The organism is Bryocella sp. (genome assembly GCF_058498515.1).
The window spans coordinates 50,171-65,268 of the sequence record NZ_JBMHYI010000041.1 but is presented as its reverse complement, the minus strand read 5'-3'; the positions used below and the strand labels follow the sequence as shown (position 1 = coordinate 65,268).

Annotated in this window: 9 protein-coding genes; 7 read left to right on the top strand and 2 right to left on the bottom strand. The window is 60.8% G+C overall.

Translation table 11 applies throughout. The features are described from left to right. Positions 1-201: 201 nt before the first annotated feature. Positions 202-1,524 (bottom strand): Gfo/Idh/MocA family protein, encoded by a 1,323-nt coding sequence (locus AC5E6W_RS10765; protein ID WP_491752294.1) that lies wholly within the window; start codon positions 1,522-1,524, stop codon positions 202-204. Between the two features lie 179 nt (positions 1,525-1,703). On the opposite strand from AC5E6W_RS10765, the gene AC5E6W_RS10760 reads away from it, so the two are divergent. The 7 genes from AC5E6W_RS10760 (at position 1,704) to dinB (ending at position 14,669) form a co-directional block, all read left to right on the top strand. Continuing rightward, the gene (locus tag AC5E6W_RS10760; RefSeq protein ID WP_491752293.1) at positions 1,704-4,370 is read left to right on the top strand and encodes a glycoside hydrolase family 2 protein; all 2,667 of its coding nucleotides are present in this window, start codon (positions 1,704-1,706) and stop codon (positions 4,368-4,370) included. A gap of 123 nt (positions 4,371-4,493) precedes the next feature. Then, entirely contained in the window at positions 4,494-5,675 is a 1,182-nt protein-coding gene (locus tag AC5E6W_RS10755) for a trans-sulfuration enzyme family protein (RefSeq protein ID WP_491752292.1), read from the top strand. An 11-nt stretch (positions 5,676-5,686) separates the two neighbouring features. After that, complete coding sequence (locus AC5E6W_RS10750) at positions 5,687-6,781, top strand: trans-sulfuration enzyme family protein (protein WP_491752291.1); 1,095 nt, start codon at positions 5,687-5,689, stop codon at positions 6,779-6,781. Positions 6,782-6,785: 4 nt separating this feature from the next. Next, on the top strand, positions 6,786-9,110 hold the full coding sequence (hrpB, locus tag AC5E6W_RS10745; protein WP_491752290.1) for an ATP-dependent helicase HrpB: 2,325 nt from the start codon (positions 6,786-6,788) through the stop codon (positions 9,108-9,110). A 127-nt stretch (positions 9,111-9,237) separates the two neighbouring features. Beyond that, a complete protein-coding gene (locus AC5E6W_RS10740) occupies positions 9,238-11,553 on the top strand; it encodes a GH92 family glycosyl hydrolase (protein WP_491752289.1) in 2,316 nt (771 codons plus the stop codon). Positions 11,554-11,581: 28 nt separating this feature from the next. Then, on the top strand, positions 11,582-13,414 hold the full coding sequence (locus AC5E6W_RS10735; RefSeq protein WP_491752288.1) for a glycoside hydrolase family 35 protein: 1,833 nt from the start codon (positions 11,582-11,584) through the stop codon (positions 13,412-13,414). A 91-nt stretch (positions 13,415-13,505) separates the two neighbouring features. Then, complete coding sequence (gene dinB / locus AC5E6W_RS10730) at positions 13,506-14,669, top strand: DNA polymerase IV (RefSeq protein WP_491752287.1); 1,164 nt, start codon at positions 13,506-13,508, stop codon at positions 14,667-14,669. A 9-nt stretch (positions 14,670-14,678) separates the two neighbouring features. Here the strand turns inward: dinB and AC5E6W_RS10725 are convergent, their stop codons facing one another. Then, positions 14,679-15,074: a (R)-mandelonitrile lyase gene (locus AC5E6W_RS10725; protein ID WP_491752286.1), complete on the bottom strand. Its 396-nt coding sequence runs from the start codon at positions 15,072-15,074 to the stop codon at positions 14,679-14,681. Between the last annotated feature and the right edge of the window lie 24 nt (positions 15,075-15,098).

Genomic DNA, 15,098 nt, shown 5'->3' with positions numbered 1-15,098 from the left:
ATCGGTCAGACGGGTCTGAGCACACGACGTCCTCCCAGACCTTTTGAAATCGGCGAGCACAGTAGCAAAGGGAATTTATGAGTGTCAAGGCAATTAGCGTGAACATGGAATGAGTCGCGTCACAGGAGAGAAAAGTAAAGGGCATCACGTGGTCCCTTTCGGGTACGCGATGCCCTGCCTTCTGCGGCTCGATAGAAAGCGCTAGACGTGCGGCGCCCACCCCTTCTCGTACTCCCGACCCCAGCCCTTCATGGCCTCGGGATCGTTGAGAATCTTTCCGTCGCTTGAGTCGAGGTGCAGCTCGCGTCCAACCTCCCACGCGATGTTCGAGAGCTGCAGCATCGTCACAGCGACATAGCCGATGCTGACAGGCGCATGCAGCGGTTCTCCGGTGCGAATCCCGGCGATGAGATTGGCGAAGTGCAGGTCCGTCATCGAGTCCGCACCAATCGTGTCGGCTGAGGAGGTAGCTTCCTTCTTCGCGCGAAACTCACTGGTCTTTTTGCCGTTCAGGTCGTAGATCTCATAGCCATCACGATCGACGATCACCGTGCCTTGCGTGCCCATGATGGCCGAACCGCGGTCGCGGCCATAGATCTTCATCCCCTGGCAGCACTTGCATTCCCAGTCGATCATTTTGTCGTCGTATGCGAAGTTGGTAACCAGCGTGTCGTAGAACTGCCAGTCGTCCTTGAAGTGGTATCGCCCACCGAGGGCGTTTACCTTCTTCGGGAAATCGACATCCAGAGCCCAGCGGCAGACGTCCACCTCGTGAGTACCGTTGTTTAGCGTTTCGCCTGTGCCCCACGTGCGGAACCAGTGCCAGTTGTAGGGCTGGACATTGTCCTTGTACTGCTGGCGCGGCGCGGGCCCCTGCCACAGATCCCAGTCCAGCGTGGCAGGTACAGGAGCTGGCTTGCCGATGCCGATCGACTTACGCACGTTGCTGTACCAGGCCTTCGCATAATAGGCTCGACCAAACTCGCCGGCGTGAATCCTCTTTACGATCTCGATGGTGTGTGGCGAAGAACGCTGCTGTGACCCTTGTTGCACCAGCTTTCCGGTCTTCTTCTGCGCTGCAACCAGCATGGCGCCCTCGGCAGGGTTGTGGCTACAGGGCTTCTCGACGTACACATGCTTCCCTGCCTGCACGCCCGCGATTGCCATGGGAGCGTGCCAGTGATCGGGCGTCGCGATGGTGATCGCGTCCACGTCCTTGTTCGCCAGAATCTTACGGAAGTCCTTTTCGGTCTTCGGCGCGTACCCCATCTTCTTTTCCGCAGCGCCTGCGTACTTTGCGAGGATGTTGCTTTCGACATCGCACACGTATGCGATGTGCGCCTTGTCCTCGTTCGCCTTCAGCGAGGACAGGTGCGCATAGGCGCGCCCGTTGAGACCAATGACCGCGAAGTTTACGCGCTCATTGCTGCCCATGATCTGCGCATAGCTCCGTGCGGAGGTACTGAGCGCCGCCCCTGCCGTTCCCGTCGCCACTGTCTGCAGAAAACTCCTTCGAGTCACCATGATTCTCTCCTTTGTTGCATCTCGCTATTAATTCCCGCCTGCACCTCGCCCGCGCCGGTGGTCTTGTTGAACCTGAGGGGGAGATTGGTGCGCTTCGATCCGCCACGGCATTCTACACAGCACGGGATAGGACAAGCGAGCGAAACGCTGCCGACGCTGTTAGGATGGCGCGCATAGCTATGAAGCCCCTACAACAGCTGCGACGCTCGACTCTCCTGTTGGCCCTCGTCCTCTTGTCCCTCCACTTCACCCCAAGCGCCACTGCGCAGAAGGACGGCGCGATTGAGCTCGCGGCGGGTTGGAAGCTCGCGGATGCGGGCAGAGTCGTGTCCGATGGCGCGGCGATTTCAAGAGCGGGATTCGACGCAAGCACATGGCACTCCGCTACTGTCCCTGGCACAGTGCTCGCCAATCTGGTCCGCGACGGTGTCTATCCTGAGCCGCTGTATGGCGAGAATAACCGCCCTAACATCATCCCAGAGTCCCTGGCGCGCACCTCGTGGTGGTACAGAACGACTGTTCGAGTACCCGTCGCCTACGCCCAGCGGCATGTATGGCTGAACTTTGACGGAATCAACTACCGTGCGCAGATCTGGGTAAACGGAGCGCAAGTCGGCACCACGCTCGGCGCGTTCCGGCGCGGACATTTCGACGTGACGAAGCACGTGAGGGCCGGCGGAGTCGCGACGATTGCAGTACTCGTGGCACCCGAACCTCACCCTGGCGACCCCATCGAGCACACCATCGCGAACGGCGTCGGCAAGAATGGGGGCATCACGGCGAGCGATGGACCGACCTTCCTTGCAACCATCGGCTGGGACTGGATCCCCGGCATCCGCGACCGCGACACCGGTATCTGGCAAAAAGTGACGCTGTCGGCGACAGGGCCCATTGAGATCGAAGACCCGCTTGTCACTACGGACCTTCCTCTGCCACGCACGGATAGCGCAGAGGTTACGATCAAGACGACGCTGCACAATCATTCCGATACGACCCTGACAGGAACGCTTGAAGGCACGTTCGAGGGAGCACGCTTCACGCTGCCGGTCAGCATCGCGGCTGGATCGAGCAAGACGGTGTCGCTCTCCAGTGCGCAGGCGCAGGCGCTGCATGTCACCAACCCACGGCTGTGGTGGCCGAACGGCTACGGCCCGCAGAATATGTATCACCTGCACTTGGTCTTCCGCGCTCATGGAGTGACCTCCGATGAGACGACGATCCCCTTCGGCATTCGAAAGATCACCTACAGCGTGCCCGATTCGCCGAACCTGACCATTGCGGTGAACGGTGTACGCGTCTTTATCCGCGGGGGCGACTGGGGCTTCGATGAGGCGCTGAAGCGCGACACCCACGCGAGGCTCGAAGCGAAGATCCGCATGCATGCTCTGGCGCACATGAACATGATCCGCAACTGGGTGGGCCAGAGCACCAGTGAGGACTTCTATGAGCTCTGCGACCAGTACGGCATTCTGCTGTGGGACGAGTTCTTCCAGCCGAACCCGAGCGATGGACCAAATCCTGACGATGTGGACTCCTATCTCGCCAATGTTCGCGACAAGATCCTGCGCTACCGCAACCATCCGGCGATCGCATTGTGGTGCGCACGCAACGAGGGCTATCCTCCGCCCGCGATCGACGCGGGAATCCGGAAGCTGATGGCCGAACTGGAGCCCACGCGGCTCTATCAGCCAAGTTCCACAGAGGGACGCGGCGTGAACTCCGGCGGGCCTTACTACTGGCGCGCGCCAAAAGCCTTCTATGACTACAAGGAGGCCTTCAAGACGGAAACCGGCAGCGTCTCGATCCCCACGCTGGAGTCTGTCCGCGGGATGATGCCCCAGAAGGATTGGGAGACGATCAACGACGACTGGGCCGAGCATGACCTGGCACGCGGTGCACAGCACGGCGACCTCTATCCGGCAGAGATTGCGAAGCGCTACGGCACAATACGCAATCTGGCGGACTTTGTGCGCAAGGGACAGCTTGCGAACTATGAGGCCTTCCGCGCGATGTACGAAGGCCGCAACGCGAAAATGTTCGCTCCGGAGACGGGCGTGATCACCTGGATGAGCAACCCTGCGCAGCCCAGCTTCGTATGGCAGCTTTATCACTACGACCTGGAGCCCAATGCCTCTCTGTATGCGGTGCAGAAGGCCTCCGAACCCGTACACATCCAGTGGAACGAGGACAATGACCATCTCCAGGTGATCAATAACCTGCCGGCGCTGCTCACCGACGCAAAGGCCACTGTTGCCTTCTATAGCCTGTCCGGGGAAAAGCTGGAGGAGCGAAGCTTCGAAGTCGCGGCGAATCCATCGTCGGTCGTCGATCTGGGCGTATTGCCTCTGCCCTCGAGCAGCTCGTCCGTGGTGTTCCTCAAGCTGAAGCTCACGTCGCATGATGGCGAGTCGCTCTCCACAAACCTGTATTGGCGTGGGACGAAAGATGCGAACGACCTCACTGGCTTGAACGAAATGCCCCCGGCCACCGTTACCACATTCGCACGGCGAGAAGACGGCAAGGTTGTGGTGGTCCTCCGCAACCCCGGCTCGAATATCGCCCTCATGACGCATGTGCAGCTTCGTAGGCTGGACAGCGGCAAGCGGGTGCTTCCAGCCTTTGCGTCGGAGAACTACATCACACTGCTCCCTGGTGAAACGGAGACGGTGACGATCAACGTAGACGGATCGTTGCTACAGGGCACAAGGCCGCTCGTCACGGTCGATGGCTGGAACGTCCACGTGCCAGCTGCATCCTCAAGCGGAGCCGAGATCCGGCCCAACCTCGATGCCGATCCGGAGCACACTCCCGCCACGGGGTTGCCGATGGCTTCTCCGACGAAGTGAGGATCGTGCCTCAACCCGCCCCAAGAGAGTATCCTCAACAAAGACCCCTCGGAGCATGCGACGCAGGCTGAATCGTTCAGCCCAGGCGTATGTCCGCGGTCACCCTGTTCGAAGGAGAGCCGGATGTCCGATCGGCCAGATTTTGCACCGTCGACGCTCGTCATTCACTCCAACCGGAGCTACGAGAAACAGTCGAACTCGATCCTTTTCCCGATTCACCAGACAGCAACCTACATCCATGAGAGCGTCGGTGTCACCAAAGGGTACGGCTACTCCCGTGGCGCGAACCCCACCGTCAATGCCTTGGAGCAGGCCATTGCAGCCATCGAAGGCACCAAGCACGCGCTCTGCTTCCGCTCCGGCATGAGTGCGATTCACACGCTCTGTATGGCTGTGCTGGGAGCCGGCGATCACGTCATCCTATCCGACGTGATCTATGGCGGCACGATGCGCCTCTTCTACCAGGTGCTGCGCCACTTCGGCATTGAGTACGACTATGCGGACACCTCCACAGCTGCCGGTGTGGAGGCGGCTCTGAAACCCAACACGCGGCTCATCTTTCTGGAGAGCCCGGCGAATCCCACGCTGAAGATCGCGGATATCAAGGCCATCTCCGATCTGGCCCACGCCCGTGGCAACATCCTGGTTGCGGTGGATAACACCTTCCTGACGCCGCTGCTGCAGAACGTTCTGGAACTCGGCGCCGACGTCTCCATGATGTCGACAACGAAGTACATCGACGGCCACAACGCAACTATTGGTGGATCGTTGGCCACGCACGACGAGACGCTGACCGAGCGCCTGCGTCTCGTTCGCAAGACCATTGGCAGCATCCAGACGCCGTTCGACTCATGGCTGGCGCTGCAGGGCGTGAAGACACTTCCGATCCGCCTTGAGGCACATTGCAAGCACGCGGCGATCATCGCGAAGTGGCTCGAAGACCATCCACGCGTGGTGAAGGTGAACTATCCTGGCCTCGATTCCTTCTCGCAGAAGAAGCTGGCTGAGCAACAGCAAAAGGGCTTCGGCGGCATGCTCTCCTTTGAGCTCGATGCCAGCACAGCGGACTCGCTGCACTTCATGGATGCGCTCAAGCTCTGCACCTGTGCCGAGAGCCTCGGCAGCGTCGAAACGCTGGCGACGAACCCTGCGACGGCCTCCCACTGCGACTTGACGACTGAGCAACGAGAAGCTTTGGGTATCAGTGACCGTCTCATTCGCCTATCTGTCGGCCTAGAGGCCCCCAAGGACCTCATCGCCGACTTCGAGCAGGCCTTCGAGGCGACCTTCGGGGGCGCGAAGTGACGTTTGACAAGATGAAGTTCGGGACCAGGCTCCTTCATTATGATCCAGCCCCGGGCGATGCGAATCACCCCGTCGTCACGCCGATCTACCAGACGGCCACGTTCGAGCAGGAGCATGTAGACAGTTCCGGCCCGTTCGAATATTCGCGCAGCGGCAATCCCACGCGCAAAGTGCTCGAGGACCACCTCGCCGCACTCGAAGGTGGAACGCGTGCCTTCGCCTTCGCCAGTGGGGTCGCGGCCATCACGTGTGTGTTGCGCCTGCTCAGCACAGGCGACGAGATCCTTGCGGACTGGGATCTCTACGGCGGCACCACTCGGCTATTTGGTCGCGTCATCGACCGGGTGGGTGTGACGGTCAAGCTATCCGAGGGCCTCGATGTCGAACGGCTGCGCGCGGCCATTACTCCTGCGACAAAGTTGCTCTACGTCGAGTCGCCAACCAATCCCCTGCTGCGCCTGCTTGACCTGAAATCGCTCGCGACGTTCGCGCACGAGAACGGCTTGTTGATGGCGGTGGACGGGAGTGCGATGACGCCGTACCTGCAGCGTCCGCTGGAGCTTGGCGTAGACATCGTCATCCACTCCGCGACGAAGTACCTGAGCGGGCACAGCGATGTGACCGCCGGCGTTGTCGTAGTGAAGGACGAGGAGCTCGCGAAGAAGATCTACTTCCTGCAGAACGCCGAGGGCAACGCCCTCGCGCCCTTCGAGAGCTTCCTTTTGCTGCGCGGATTGAAGACGCTGAAGCTCCGCATGGATGCCCAGCAAAAGAATGCAGCCGCGGTCGCGGAACACCTTCGCGGACACAGTTCAGTCACAAGCGTCACGTACCCGGGCTTTGGCGCTCTGCTCGCCGTGCGGGTCGGCACGTTCGAACGCGCGAAGCAGCTTGCGGAAGGGCTCAAGCTATTCAAAATTGCCGTGAGCTTCGGCAGCGTGACATCGACCATCAGCCTTCCAGCCACAATGTCCCACGCGAGCGTTCCTCCCGAATACCTGGCCCAGCGCGAGATTCCGCGAGACATGCTGCGTGTCTCGGTGGGAGCCGAAGACATCGAGGACCTCATCTCGGACCTCGACGAACAGCTCGCGCTACTCGGATAACACTGTGAGCCGCAGGCCCTCCCTTCCCATCGACGCACTGCTCGATGAGATCGTAGCGACGCTCGCGCGCGCGCAGAATGTCGTGCTCGAGGCCGCCCCCGGAGCTGGCAAGACGACGCGTGTGCCGCCGGCCCTTCTGAGGCACCTCTCCGGCGAAATTCTCGTACTGGAACCGAGACGCATTGCTGCCCGGCTAGCCGCCCGGCGAGTGGCCCACGAACTGGGTGAGGAGCCGGGCGAGACCGTCGGTTACCAGGTGCGCTTCGAGCAGGTCGCTGGACCGAAGACTCGCTTGCGCTTTCTCACCGAGGGCGTGCTCACGCGGCGTCTGCTCACGGATCGCGAGTTGCGTGGTGTCTCCCTCGTGATCCTCGACGAGTTCCACGAACGGCACCTCGAAACCGACCTCGCCCTCGCGCTCCTGCGACGGCTGCAACAGACCACGAGACCTGACCTTAAGCTGCTGGTCATGTCCGCTACGCTAGATACCGCGCCCATCGCACGCTTCCTCGGCGATGCTCCGGTGCTGAAGTCTGAAGGTCGTCTCTTCCCACTCGACGTCCAATATCTTCCCTACTCACCGGCACCGTTGGAACAACAGGTCGCCAATGCCATCGAGCGAGTAGCAAGAGAGAGCTCTGGCCACATGCTGGTCTTCCTTCCGGGCGCCGTTGAGATTCGACGCGCAATCACTGCATGTGAGCCGCTGACCAGACGCTTCGAATTCGATCTGCTTCCTCTCCATGGCAACCTTACGCCTGCCGAGCAGGATCGTGCGGTTGCGCCGAGCACGAAGCGCAAGGTCATCGTCGCCACAAATGTAGCGGAGTCCTCCATCACGATCGACGGGGTGACGACGGTCATCGACTCAGGACTTGCGCGCATCGCCACGACCTCCCCGTGGACAGGCTTGCCAACGCTGGAGATTGCACGCATCAGCCAGGCCTCGGCCCGGCAGCGCGCAGGACGCGCCGGACGCACAGCGCCAGGAGTGGTCTTGCGGCTCTATCCTGAAGAGGACTTGCGACAGCGCCCGCCGCATGATCCACCGGAGATCCTGCGGGCCGACCTTGCTCAGATCGCGCTCGCACTTCGCGTCCTCGGCATCACGCACATGCAGGACCTCGCATGGTTGGATCACCCACCCCAGCCCGCAGTGGACGCGGCTGCAGCGCTTCTGGATCGACTCGGCGCGAGCGGCGATCAGGCCGCATACCTTGCGCGATATCCTCTGCAACCTCGATTGGCGCGCGTAATGCTCGAAGGACAGCAGCGCAAGGTCGCGCACAATGCCTGCGTTGCGGTGGCGTTGCTCAGCACACGTTCAGATGCCGCAGACCTCATGCACGCAGTCGATCGTCCTCCAACGGAGCCGCGGTTTCAGCAGCAGCTTGAACAACTGCTTCGCCTGGCTAAGGCGCCTCGCAACGCCGAGCATGACGACGATGCGCTGCTGCAATGCTTGCTGACTGGATTCCCGGATCGTATAGCTCGCCTGCGTAGTGGCAAGCAGTTACAGCTTGCGAACGGAGTCTCCACCGAGCTTGCCGGCGATCCACCGCAGTACGAGTTCCTGTTGGCACTCGATGCGGAAGACCGCAAGGAGAAGCCATTGCCACTGGTCCGTGTCTTCAGCCGCGTGGAACCCGAGTGGCTGATCGATCTATTTCCGGACGCGATTCGCGAGACGAGTGAGCTTGCGTGGCATCGTACCGGGGAACGAGTTGAGCAGGTCAGTGCGATCGTCTACGATCAGTTGGTTCTCTCCGAATCACGAAGTGTTCCAGTGGATCGCGAGGCAGCAGCGGACATGCTGTGCAATATGGCGCTAGAAGCCGGCATCGCACGGTTCGTCGATGCCGACGCACTCGATCAGCTAATGGCGCGCGTCGAATTTGCAGGACTCACGACGGTCAGCGTAGAGCACACGCTGCGGGAACTTTGCGATGGTCTGCGGAGTTTCTTCGAACTGAAGAACATCACAGCCTCCAGTCTCCTGTCGCTGCTCGAACAACACGCCGGCAACAGGCTCAACGACCTCGCGCCCGCTACATTACGTCTCCAGGGCGGCCGACAGACCAAGGTCCACTATGAACGTGGAAAGCCCCCATGGATAGAGTCGCGGCTGCAGGACTTCTTTGGCATGGCGGAGACGCCGCGCATCGGCCCGGAGCATACTGCTGTCGTGCTGCACCTGCTCGCGCCCAACCTGCGCGCCGTGCAAACGACTACGGATCTCGCTGGCTTCTGGCAGCGGCTATACCCGGTGGTCCGCCGCGAGCTGATGCGCCGCTATCCTCGGCACAAGTGGCCCGAGGATCCGCGCTGACAGTCGAGACGAAGGGTTTTGGGCTGCTGCACTGAGCAGCATGATAGCGTTATCATCGCACCGTATTTCCAGCCTGCGTGCAGCACCTGTTTCGAGGAGTGCGACAGGCATAAGAGGACCGCTCCCCATGATGTCTCGTCGTAATTTTCTGCAGACGGCCGCCGTGTGCGCATCGGCCACGCTTCCCCGCTCGCTCTGGTCTGCTCCTCTTGGCCCTGATGCTGACGACCCGCTCCGCTGGGTGGATGTAAGGATCGGCACTGGCGGCCATGGCCATTGCTTTCCTGGAGTCAGCGTCCCGTTTGCGGCGGTGCAACTGAGCCCGGATACCGGCGACGATGGTTGGGACTGGTGCGGCGGCTACTACGTGGAAGACACTTCGATCATGGGCTTCAGTCATACGCACCTCAGCGGTACAGGGTGCGGCGATCTGTTGGACTTCCTCGTGATGGCCGGGGTTGGACCAGTGAAGCTCACCGCCGGCCCCAAGGACAACCCCAATGCTGGCTATCGCTCACGTTTTTCGCATGAGAAGGAGATCGCCGAGCCTGGCTACTACAGCGTCTTCCTCGAGGATCCTAAGGTGAAGGTCGAGCTGACCTCGACCGAACGAACGGGCCTCCATCGCTACACGTTCCCAGCCACCGACGAGGCATGGCTCATCGTCGACCTCCATCACAGTTACCTCACCAATGGAGGATCGAGCGTCTACACGGCTGAACTTGCCATGCCCGCGACCGACACTCTCTCGGGCGGGCATGTCACGCGGGCTTGGGGTCATGATCGCGAGTGTTTCTTCACGATGCAGTTCTCCCGCAAGCCTGATCGCATCACCTTCTACAGCGACGACAAGCCCCTGAACAGTATTGTCTCTGTCCGCGGTAACAATCTCAAAGCAGTGTTGCACTATCGCACTCACGCGGGTGAGCAGATCCTGGTCCGCACAGGCATCTCCGGTGTCAGTCCTGCCGGGGCAGCGCGCAACCTCGCGACGGAGCAACCCGACTGGAACTTCGAGCACACGCGCGATTCCGCGCGGCGCAAGTGGAGGGAGCAGATCGGTCGCGTTAAAGCCCAGCTACAGGACCCCGCTCAGAAGAAGATCTTCTATACCGCGCTGTATCACATGTCGCTCGGACCGCAGCTGTTTGACGATGTGGACGGACAGTATCGCGGTATGGACCGGACGACACATCGTCTGCCTGCAGGCCACCACAACTACACGACGTTCTCGCTATGGGACACCTTCCGCGCGGCGCATCCGGCTTACACGCTGATCCAGCGAGACCGTTTGCCCGACTTTGTGAACACGCTCACGCGCATGGCGCAGCAGAGCGAGGCCGGCATGGCTGTTTGGCCGCTCCAAGGCACGGAGACGGGCACGATGACGGGTTATCATTCCGCCAGCGTGATGGCCGAAGCCATCGTGAAGAGTACACCAGGGATCGACACGCAGGCAGCCTTTGAGTGCATGTTGGAGCGTGCCGACGAAGAGAACTATCGCGGCCTCGGCTACTACCGGCAGATGGGGTATATCCCCGCTGACCGCGAGCCGGAGTCCGTATCGAAGACATTCGAGTATTGCTACAACGACTATGCTGTTGCATGCACCGCAGCAAAGCTGGGCCAGCACGAGCTCGCGCAGCGGCTGCTCGAGCGTTCGAAGAACTATAAGCACTTCTTTAACCCCGCGAATCGCTTCATGCAAGCGAAGCTCGCGAACGGCGAGTTCGCTACGCCCTTCGATCCAATCGAGATGGGTCACTCTAAGGAGTGGCGCGACTACACCGAGTCGAATGCCTGGCAGACGACCTTCGGTGTGATGCACGATCCTGCAGGCCTCATTGCGCTCTTTGGGGGTGCGGAGCCCTTCCTCACCAAGCTGGATTTGCTCTTCACGGTGCCCTCGACTTTGCCGCCCGATGCCCCACCCGACATCGCTGGCATGATCGGCCAGTACGCGCACGGCAACGAGCCGTCGCACCACATCGCATACCTCTACGTGTATGCGGGCCAGCCCTGGAAGACCCAGCAGCGTATCCGCAGCATCATGGACACCCTCTATCACGCCGCCCCTGACGGCATGGCCGGCAATGAAGATGTGGGTCAGATGTCGGCCTGGTTCCTGCTCTCGGCGCTCGGCTTCTATCCCGTATCTCCGGTGAGCCAGATCTATGTCATCGGTTCACCCTTGGTGGAGCATGCGATCGTCGAGCTCGGCGGCGGCAAGCAACTCATCCTTGAGGCAAAGCGTTCGAACCCTGCGCACCCGTATGTGCAAAGCTGGACGCTGAATGGCGTCGATCAGAAGCGCGCCTGGTTTAGGCACAGCGACATCGCTGAGGGTGCACACATCGCTTTCCAGATGGGTGCGGAGCCTAACCACTCACTCGGCGCCGACGCCGCATCGCTTCCGCCGTCAATGGGGCTGCCTCATGCGTAGGCTCTCGTCGAGAACACTCCGTACGACGTTGCTGTCTGTAAACCTCTTCGCGGTCGCGTCGAGTGCGACATCTGCAATCTCACAAGCCGCGCCCGTCACCACAGCGGCATCGCACACCTTCGCCGCCGACGGCGATCACTTCGCTCTTGATGGCGAACCATTCCAGATACTCTCCGGAGAGATGCACTACCCACGTATCCCTCGTGCCTACTGGCGCGATCGCTTTCGGATGGCTCGTGCAATGGGTCTCAACACCATTACCGCATACGTCTTCTGGAACGTACATGAAACCTCGCCAGGCACCTATGACTTCAGCGCTCAGAACGATGTGGCCGAGTTTATCCGCGAAGCCCAGCAGGAAGGGCTGTACGTCCTCCTACGCCCGGGGCCATACGTCTGCGCCGAGTGGGAGTGGGGTGGCTATCCCTCCTGGCTATTGAAGGATCCAAACATCACGGTACGTTCGCACGATCCCAAGTTTCTAGCAGCGACCTCACGCTGGTTTCATCGCCTCGGGCAAGAGCTTGCGCCACTACAAATCGGTAACGGCGGCCCGATCATCGGTGTGCAAGTCGAGAACGAGTATGGTTCCTATGGTGACGACCACGTCTACATGGAAGACATCAAGCAGCAGTTGATCGATAGCGGATTCACGAAGGCCATGCTGTACACCGCCGATGGCCCCGAGCAAGTGCCGAAGGGCTCACTTCCTGAACTTCCCGCAGTCGTCAACTTCGGTCCCGGCGAGGCTGAGCACGCCTTCAAGACGCTGCATGAGCTGCGACCGAACGGTCCATTCATGTCCGGCGAGTACTGGGACGGATGGTTCGATCATTGGGGTGGGCCGCACGCTCGCACCGACACTGCGAAGCAAGTAGCCGATGTCAACTTCATGCTCAGCCGGGGATACTCGATGAGTATCTACATGTTTCACGGCGGCACCAGCTTCGGCTGGATGAACGGCGCAAATGTCGACCATGACCGCTACGAGCCTGACGTGACCAGCTACGACTACGATGCCGCGCTCGACGAGAGCGGTCATCCCACTCCGAAGTACATGGCATTCCGCGAGGCCATCGCGAAGGCAACGCATCGGGAGCTTCCTCCCATTCCTGCATCTCCACCAACGCAAACGATCGCTTCCTTCGCACTGACGGAGAGCGCCCCGCTGCTTGCGCAATTGCCGAATCCGGTCGCGACGCAGGTCGAAGATCCGCCGACGATGGAATCCCTCAATCAGGCCTACGGTTACGTGCTCTATCGCACCAAGCTGAACAAAGCGATGCGGGGCGATCTTACCCTGCACACGCTGCACAACTATGCGCTGGTGATTGCTAATGGAAAGTTGCTCGGCGAACTGGATCGCCGAACCCACGTTGAGACACTCACGGTGGATCTTCCTTCCGGAACTGAGCTCATGCTCCTGGTCGAAAACTCGGGGCGCGTGAACTTCGGCAAGACGGTGCCTACCGAACGCGTTGGCATCCTGGGCGGCGTCACGTTGGCAGGAGAACCACTGCACGGATGGGACGCGGTAAGCCTTCCGCTCACCCATCCCGAGGCACACACCTTCACAAACTCCCCCTGTGAAGGTGTGTGCCTCTATCGAGGAAGCTTCACCGCGAACGCGACGACAGATACATGGCTTGGCACGCGCAGCCTCCATAAAGGTTTCGTGTGGGTGAACGGCCATGCGCTCGGGCGTGCCTGGGATGTGGGACCGCAGCGGGCTCTATACCTGCCCGGACCCTGGCTCCGCCAGGGAACAAATGAGATTTTTGTTCTCGATCTTAAAGCCGCCGGATGGCCCACACTGCGGGGGCTCGATCACCGCGTGGACGATCCTATCGAAGCGCGGTAGCGTCCTACCCTCTGATTGAAATTCATCACTCCGTCGAGCGAAGTAAAAGCGAATATGCCACAATGAAGATGCCGCCTGGAGAGCGGCGCCTGTGGCCAATCATGCCATCGCCGACATGGCGGACGCGGTGGAACTTTCACCGCATTCCGAACCTTTGGGCTCTGTCGACAAGCCCCTCCGTAAGATCGTCCACGTCGATATGGACGCTTTCTACGCCTCGGTGGAGCAGCGTGACGATCCATCTCTGCGCGGCAGACCTGTAGTCGTTGCGTGGCGCGGTTTACGATCCGTCGTCTGCGCGGCTTCGTATGAGGCGCGCACGTTCGGTGTGCGCTCCGCGATGCCAGCGGTGCGCGCAGAACGCCTCTGCCCGCAGGCGATCTTCCTCCCTCCCGATTTCACCCGTTACAAGGCTGTGTCGTTGGCCGTTCGTGAGATCTTCAGTAGGCACACCGACCTCATCGAGCCGCTGTCACTCGACGAAGCGTATCTCGACGTCACGGAGAACAAGACGGGACTTCCCACAGCGACGCGGGTCGCGATTACGATACGCCAGCAGATCCGCAGTGAGTTGAACCTTAATGCCTCCGCCGGCGTTGCGCCCAACAAGTTCCTGGCCAAGATCGCATCCGACTGGCGGAAGCCAGATGGACTCTTCGTCATTCAACCGCATGAGATAGAGAGCTTCCTGCGCGCCCTTCCCATCGGCCGCATTCCGGGTGTGGGCAAGGTGACGGAGGAGCATCTTGCTACTGCGGGAATCCGCACCGTCGGTGACGTGCAGGCGATGTCGCTGGCGGATTTGGAAGCGCGTTTCGGGCGCTACGGTCATCGACTGCACGCACTGGCGCGCGGCATCGACCATAGTCCAGTCATTCCGAACCGTGTACGCAAGCAGATCTCGGCCGAGGACACCTTCCCGGACGACATCCCATTGCGCGCGACGGAGGACGCCGTACGTCGGCTTGCTGAGAAAGTTTGGACGGCCTCGCGCGCTAACGCACGCGGGGCTCGTACCATCGTGCTCAAGCTCAAGACGAAGGAGTTTCAAACGCTGACACGCAGCCTGACGCCCACGACGCCACCCTCCTCCAACCAGGAACTGGCAGATGCGGCGATCTCGATGTTCAACCGTGTGCCACTGGGAAAAGATCAGCTCTATCGGCTCGTCGGCGTGGGACTCAGCAACTTTCAAAGTGACGAAGAACCACCCCTGTTTGCGGGTTTCGAGGATAGCGACGAAGCATCGGAGTAACCGAGCATCTCAGCGCGTGTACTGCTCGTCGCTAACCTTCTCCATCCAGTCCACAGCCTTCCCCTCCAGCCGCTCCTGGATCGCGATGTGGGTCATCGCTGTGGTTGGTGCTGCGCCGTGCCAGTGCCTCTCCCCAGGAGCGAACCATACAACATCACCGGGATGAATCTCCTGGACAGCCTCGCCTTCCCGTTGCGTCCAGCCACACCCAGCCGTGACGATGAGGGTCTGACCCAGCGGATGGGTGTGCCACGCGGTTCGTGCGCCGGGCTCAAAGGTCACGACTGCGCCGCTGACGCGCGCTGGATCCGTCCCCTGAAAGGGCTGATCGAGCCTCACCGTTCCTGTAAACCAATCGCTGTTGCCCTGCGCTGAGGGCTGCGATCCTATCCGTTTGATTTCCACTTGTTCCCTTCTTCTTGCTGTCGC

Bases quoted from the DNA above. Each gene is read 5' to 3' on its own strand.
- AC5E6W_RS10765 (WP_491752294.1), bottom strand. From the start codon at position 1,524: ATGGTGACTCGAAGGAGTTTTCTGCAGACAGTGGCGACGGGAACGGCA.
- AC5E6W_RS10760 (WP_491752293.1), top strand. From the start codon at position 1,704: ATGAAGCCCCTACAACAGCTGCGACGCTCGACTCTCCTGTTGGCCCTC.
- AC5E6W_RS10755 (WP_491752292.1), top strand. From the start codon at position 4,494: ATGTCCGATCGGCCAGATTTTGCACCGTCGACGCTCGTCATTCACTCC.
- AC5E6W_RS10750 (WP_491752291.1), top strand. From the start codon at position 5,687: ATGAAGTTCGGGACCAGGCTCCTTCATTATGATCCAGCCCCGGGCGAT.
- AC5E6W_RS10740 (WP_491752289.1), top strand. From the start codon at position 9,238: ATGATGTCTCGTCGTAATTTTCTGCAGACGGCCGCCGTGTGCGCATCG.